The organism is Terriglobus sp. YAF25 (genome assembly GCF_052113305.1).
GTDB lineage: Bacteria > Acidobacteriota > Terriglobia > Terriglobales > Acidobacteriaceae > Terriglobus.
The window spans coordinates 1-5,796 of the sequence record NZ_JBFRCY010000509.1; the positions used below are offsets into that span (position 1 = coordinate 1).

A 5,796-nucleotide genomic window follows, 5' to 3' on the forward strand; every position below is an offset into this window, starting at 1 on the left:
TCGCCCTCGCCGCCACCGCCTACAACCTCAAACGCATCTACATCCTCCAGAAATCCCACTAAAACAGCTCCCATCCACACTCAACAATGAAATCCTCCAACAACGGCTCACTCATCCAGAGAGATGATGCCTCTCTCACACAGACTCTTTAGCCCTGGGCCTTTTTTCTCCATCAGGGAAAAAGCCCAGGGCTTAAAGCCCGCACGTTTCTTGAATCGATAGACCGTGGGCTAAAAGCCCACGGCTCCCACCCTGGTTCGAGCTTCGCTCGAATGCCCATGTCCCCGAGGGACATTGGGCACCCGGTGTATTGGTTCGTTGAAATCCTTTAGCGTCCGAAGCGTCCCATGCTGCCCATCTGGCTCATCAGGCGGCGTTGCATCTTACCGCCGCCGGCGCCCATGCCCTTGAACATCTTCCGCATCTGCGCGTACTGGCGCAGCAGGTTATTGACCTCCTGCACGCTGGTGCCGCTGCCTGCGGCGATGCGCTTACGGCGACTGCCGGAGATGATCTCGTGGTTGAGCCGCTCCTTCGCCGTCATCGAGTTGATGATCGCCTCCACGCGGGTGAACTGGCTCTCGTCTACCTGTCCGGCAGCTGCCTGCAGGCCCTGGAACGGGCCGACCGAGGGCAGCATCTTCAGGATGGACTGCATGGAGCCCAGCTTTTTGATCTGCCGCAACTGATCGCGGAAGTCTTCCAGGGAGAAGCCGTCGCCGGCGAGGGCTTTCTTGGCGAAGGCCTCAGCCTTGCCCCGATCGAGCTTCTCTTCGGCGCGCTCCAGCAGGGTGGCGATATCGCCCATGCCCATGATGCGGCTGACGATACGGTCGGGGTGGAAGGGCTCGAAGGCGTCGGGTTTTTCGCCCGTACCGATGAACTTGACCGGAGCTCCGGTGACCTGACGAATCGAGAGCGCTGCGCCTCCGCGGGCATCGCCGTCCATCTTGGTCAGCACCACGCCGGTAACGCCGAGCCGGTCGTGGAAGGCCTTGGCCGAGTTCACGGCGTCCTGGCCGGTCATGGCGTCGGTGACGAAGAGGATCTCAGAGGGATTGAGGAGCTTCTTCAGCTCCGACATCTCGCCCATCAGCTCTTCGTCGATGCCCAGGCGTCCGGCGGTATCGACCAGCAGGATGTCGCAGCCGAAGTTGGCGGCGTCCCGCTTGGCTTCTTTGGCCAGGCGAAGCACCAGGGGCGTTCCGGCTTCGTCGGCGCCTACATTACCGGTGTAGAGCTGGGCGCCGATGGACTTGGCGACAACGGCGAGCTGTTCGCGGGCGGCGGGACGATAGACGTCGACCGAGACCAGCATCGGGCGGTGGCCGCCCTTTTTTAGCCATTGAGCCAGTTTGCCAGCGGTGGTGGTTTTACCGGAACCCTGCAGGCCGGCCATCAGGATGACCGAAGGCGGCTGCGAGGCGAACTTGAAGCGGGCGGTGTCGCGGCCCAGCAGCTCGACCAGCTCGCCGTGGATGATCTTGATGACCTGCTCTGTCGGCGACAGGGCCGTCGCTACCTGCTGGCCCATCGCCTTTTCGCGGATGTGCTCGATCAGGTCTTTGGTGACGTTCAGGTTGACGTCGGACTCGAGCAGGGCAAGGCGGATCTCGCGCAGCGCCTCGGTGATGTTCTCCTCGCTGATGGTCCCCTGACCACGGAGGTTCTTAAACGCGCGCTGCAGTYTTTCCTGGAGATTCTCAAACATAGTCGCTTTTCAGTTTATCGCGGAGCGGGGGATATCGCCGCCGGCGCCTCCAGTGCGAATTCTGTCGTCCAACGCTGGGTTTTACCCGGAGCGACGTGGATGGCGATATAGGCCTCCGGGCAGGTAGCCCGGCTGTGCCCCCAGAAGAAGAAGCGGACGATCGGGGAATCAGTCTTCTGGCGGACGCGGAGACCGGTCGAAGTGTCCGATATCTCAGAGGTGTTTGGCGTCTCAGGAGTGTAACCAGTCAGGTAGGAGCCGATCGCCCTGCCATTGGGTGGGGGACCGAGAAAACGGATCGTCCTGTCTTCGACGGAGACCGACTCAGGGAAGGGCGTCTCCACGGTCGGCGCAAAGCCGAGGGTGACGCTGGTCCCGGGCCCCGGACCTTTCCCATCCAGTTGCAGAAAGACGTGGTTATACAGCGCCGAATCGATAGGGCGTTTACCCAGGTTCGTGAGTGTATGGCGCAGCCGGACAATGTTGGACTTCTTGTCGATCTCCACCGTCTTGGTATAGCGGTAGTCGAAGCCGATGGTGGAGTGCACCACCTGGGTCGAGGTGACCGAATTGCGGTTCGAGGTCGTCTTCCAGACGCCGGTGTCGACGATGGGATACTTGCCGCCGAAGCTGTAGGGTTTTTCGTCAAGCCGGCGAAGGACACCAACGCCGAGTTTGACGAAGAGGCCGCCAGGCGCGGCTTCGTTATAGCCGGGTTCGGCCCCGTCGGGCGAGCGGAACTCTTCCGCTGGGCCGGTAATGGCGTCGTTGCCCAGCGGATCATAGTGGGAGAACCACTGCCCCCAGAAGGTATGGCCATTCAGCGTGGCGCAGGCGATGCTTCCGCTCCAGTCGAAACGGTTTGAGCGATAGTAGCCGCGCTGCGCATCCGGCAGATGCACGACGGCGGTCAATTTGCCGTTGGTGATGGTGACGCGAGGAGCATCTGGTGCGGCGCTTCAGTCATACGCATTTCTCAGGTGCAGGCCACTCCGACCTCGGCGATGTGCTGATTACTCCGGAGACGGGCGAGGTGAAGCTCGAGCCTTCCGACTACCGATCGACCTTCCAGCACCAGAGCGAGACGGCCGAGCCTGGCTACTACGCTGTGACGCTCGATACCCCGCAGGTGCGCGCGGAGCTGACTGCAACAACCCGCGTCGGTGTCCATCGGTATACCTTTCCGTCAGACAAGCCGGCGCACCTGGTCGTCGATCTGCGATCCTCGATCTACAACTACGCGGGAAAGGTGATGTGGTCGCGGGTTCGCCTGCGCGAAGGCGGTCTGGTGACGGGGATGCGTGAGACGCGTGGCTGGGCTCCAGCGCGTCAGCTGTACTTTGCCATGCGGTTCTCCGCGCCGTTGAACGGGCATCTCTTCCGCAATGTGGAGCCTTTACCGCAGGAGTATCTCGGCTTCTCCGGCGTGCGCCGCGATGCGACCGACGTTCCATTCAAGGAGGGCCGCGGTCTGGTCGCTGCCTTCGACTTCGGACAGCTTGCCCGTCCCTTGGTCGTAGAAGTTGCGCTCTCAACCGTAAGCGAAGAGGGAGCGATCGCCAATCTGAATGCCGAGGTTAAGGGTTTCGACTTCGATGGCATGCGTGCACAGGCTCGCGCCATGTGGGAGAAGGAACTGGGCCGCGTGGAGTTCTCCGGTACGGAGGCAATGAAGAAGAACCTCTACACCGCGCTCTATCACGCACTGATGGCTCCGAGTACGGCGATGGATGTGGATGGCCGTTACCGTGGTCCGGATGAAGAGGTGCACCRGGCGAAGAACTGGGAGTTTGTCTCGACCTTCTCGCTATGGGATACCTATCGTGCCGAGCAGCCGTTGATGACATTGCTGCAGCCAGAGGAGCGCACCAACAATCTTGTCCGTTCTCTGATCGCGTCGCAGCAGCAGAGCCCCTATGGAATCCTGCCCGTCTGGCAGTTTGCAGGGCTGGAGACCTGGTGCATGATCGGCTACCACGCCGTGCCGATCCTCGCCGATGCTTACAGGAAGAGCATTCGCGGGTATGACGCTGAGGCTGCGCTGAACGCTATGGTCGTCAGCGCCCGTTATCGCCAGTATGAGGGAGTCGGCGAGTACATCGATCGCGGCTATGTGCCGGTCGATCACGATGATGAGTCTGCATCGGAGACCATGGAATATGCCTTCGATGACTGGACCATCGCACAGATGGCCCATGCGATGGGTAAGAAAGAGATCGAGCAGGAGTTCACCAAGCGTGCAGCGTACTGGCGCAATGTCTTCGATGCAAAGAGCGGTTTTGTCCGTCCCCGGCTTGCGGACGGCAGCTTCCGTGAACCCTTCGATCCGGCTAAGGCGGGCAACGGCAGCGGCTTCACTGAAGGCAATGCCTGGCAATATTCGTGGTATCAGCCTCAGGATGAGGCCGGCTTGATCCAGTTGCTCGGTGGCGATGACAAGCTGATCCAGAAGCTCGATGCCATGTTCGATGCCAAGGTCGATCCCAAACAGTATGCGGATGTTGAAGACATCGCAGGCATGATCGGACAGTACATCCATGGCAATGAGCCCAGTCATCACCTGGCGTATCTCTACGCCTACGCCGGCGCGCCATGGCGGACGCAGGAGCGGCTGAAGCAGATCGTCGAGTCGCAGTATCGTCCTGCTCCGGATGGCCTGGTAGGCAACGACGATCTCGGGCAGATGTCCGCGTGGCTCCTGTTTACGTCGATGGGCTTCTATCCGGTGGCTCCGGGAAGTAATGAATATGTATTGGGCCGGCCATTCGTTGACGAAACTAAGCTGCACTTGCCGAACGGAAAGACGCTGCGCATTGTGAAAGAGGGAAGCGGCGACTACGTCGGCGGCGTTTCGTTGAATCGTCAACCTCTGACTCGGGTCTTCCTCCGTCATGACGAGCTGCTCGCTGGCGGTGAGCTTCGCTTCACGATGCAGAGCACACCCAACAAGGAGTTTGGACGCGCGGCTTCGGCTCGTCCTTACTCCATGTCGACGATTACACATTGAGGATGGAATAATTCCTCCGCTGAAACTCAGGGAGATTCCATCGCGATGAAAAAGCTGTTGTGCGTTCTTGGTATGGCGGCCATGGTGGCCGTGGCTCATGCTGCCAGCCGACCTGCGGATATTGCCTTTCGTACAACGATGATCGATCCGGGATATGGCGAGACCGTCGCCGTCGCGGACCTGAATAAGGACGGCAAGCTCGACATCGTCGYTGGCGAGAGCTGGTACGAGGGGCCGCGCTGGGTGAAGCATCCGCTGCGCCAGATCGACTACGCCAGCGGCTACATTGACAACTTCAGCGACCAGATTATGGATGTGGACGGCGATGGCTGGCCCGACGTGATTCAGTGCAGCTACTTCGCGCACAACATCGTCTGGCTGAAGAATCCGGGCAAGGCGGGCGGTGCGTGGAAGGTGACGGAGATCGACAACAGCGGTCCTACCGAGTTTGCTTTCCTGGTCGATCTGAACAATGACGGCAAGGCTGAGGAGCTTCTGCCCGAGTTCGACCGTGAGAACGTTCCTGCCGCATGGTTCGAGCTCAAAGACCATAAGTGGGTGAAGCACACTGTCTCGCACCAGAGCTACGGTCACGGCATTGGCGCGGGCGATCTGAACGGCGATGGCCGCATCGATATCCTCACACCGCGTGGATGGCTGGAAGCGCCTGCGGACATCAATAGCTCCGCGGAGTGGACCTTCCATGCCAATGACTGGGGTGCGAAGCCGATTCTTCCCGCGGGCACGCGCCAGGATGCGTCTGTGGTCCCCGTCAACAACGGGCGAATCTCCATGAGTCAGCTTCACCTGATCGATATCAACAGTGATGGCCGCAAGGACATCGTTGCGGGTATGGCCCACGACTATGGCTTCGCCTGGTACGAACAGAATGCGGATGGCACCTGGACGCAGCACATCATTGACGCTTCCTGGTCGCAGGCGCACGAAGTTGTTCCTGTAGATCTCAACGGTGATGGTCAGATTGATTTCGTCGCAGGAAAGCGCTACTTCGCGCACAACGGCAACGACCCGGGCGAGCGCGACCCTATCGGTATCTACTGGTACGAGTGGCGTAAGC

4 protein-coding genes are annotated in these 5,796 nt (G+C 60.3%); 2 read left to right on the forward strand and 2 right to left on the reverse strand.

Going from position 1 to position 5,796, the window contains the following annotated elements; all coding sequences use genetic code 11:
- Positions 1-328: 328 nt before the first annotated feature.
- On the reverse strand, positions 329-1,711 hold the full coding sequence (ffh, locus tag AB4043_RS19000; protein ID WP_442307779.1) for a signal recognition particle protein: 1,383 nt from the start codon (positions 1,709-1,711) through the stop codon (positions 329-331).
- A gap of 14 nt (positions 1,712-1,725) precedes the next feature.
- On the reverse strand, positions 1,726-2,625 hold the full coding sequence (locus AB4043_RS19005) for a hypothetical protein (protein WP_442307780.1): 900 nt from the start codon (positions 2,623-2,625) through the stop codon (positions 1,726-1,728).
- Positions 2,626-2,660: 35 nt separating this feature from the next.
- Between AB4043_RS19005 and AB4043_RS19010 the strand changes: the two genes are divergently transcribed.
- Both AB4043_RS19010 and AB4043_RS19015 read left to right on the forward strand, forming a co-directional pair.
- Complete coding sequence (locus AB4043_RS19010; protein WP_442307781.1) at positions 2,661-4,718, forward strand: GH92 family glycosyl hydrolase; 2,058 nt, start codon at positions 2,661-2,663, stop codon at positions 4,716-4,718.
- Positions 4,719-4,763: 45 nt separating this feature from the next.
- On the forward strand, positions 4,764-5,796 hold a 1,033-nt coding region (locus tag AB4043_RS19015), incomplete at its 3' end, for an FG-GAP repeat domain-containing protein (protein WP_442307782.1).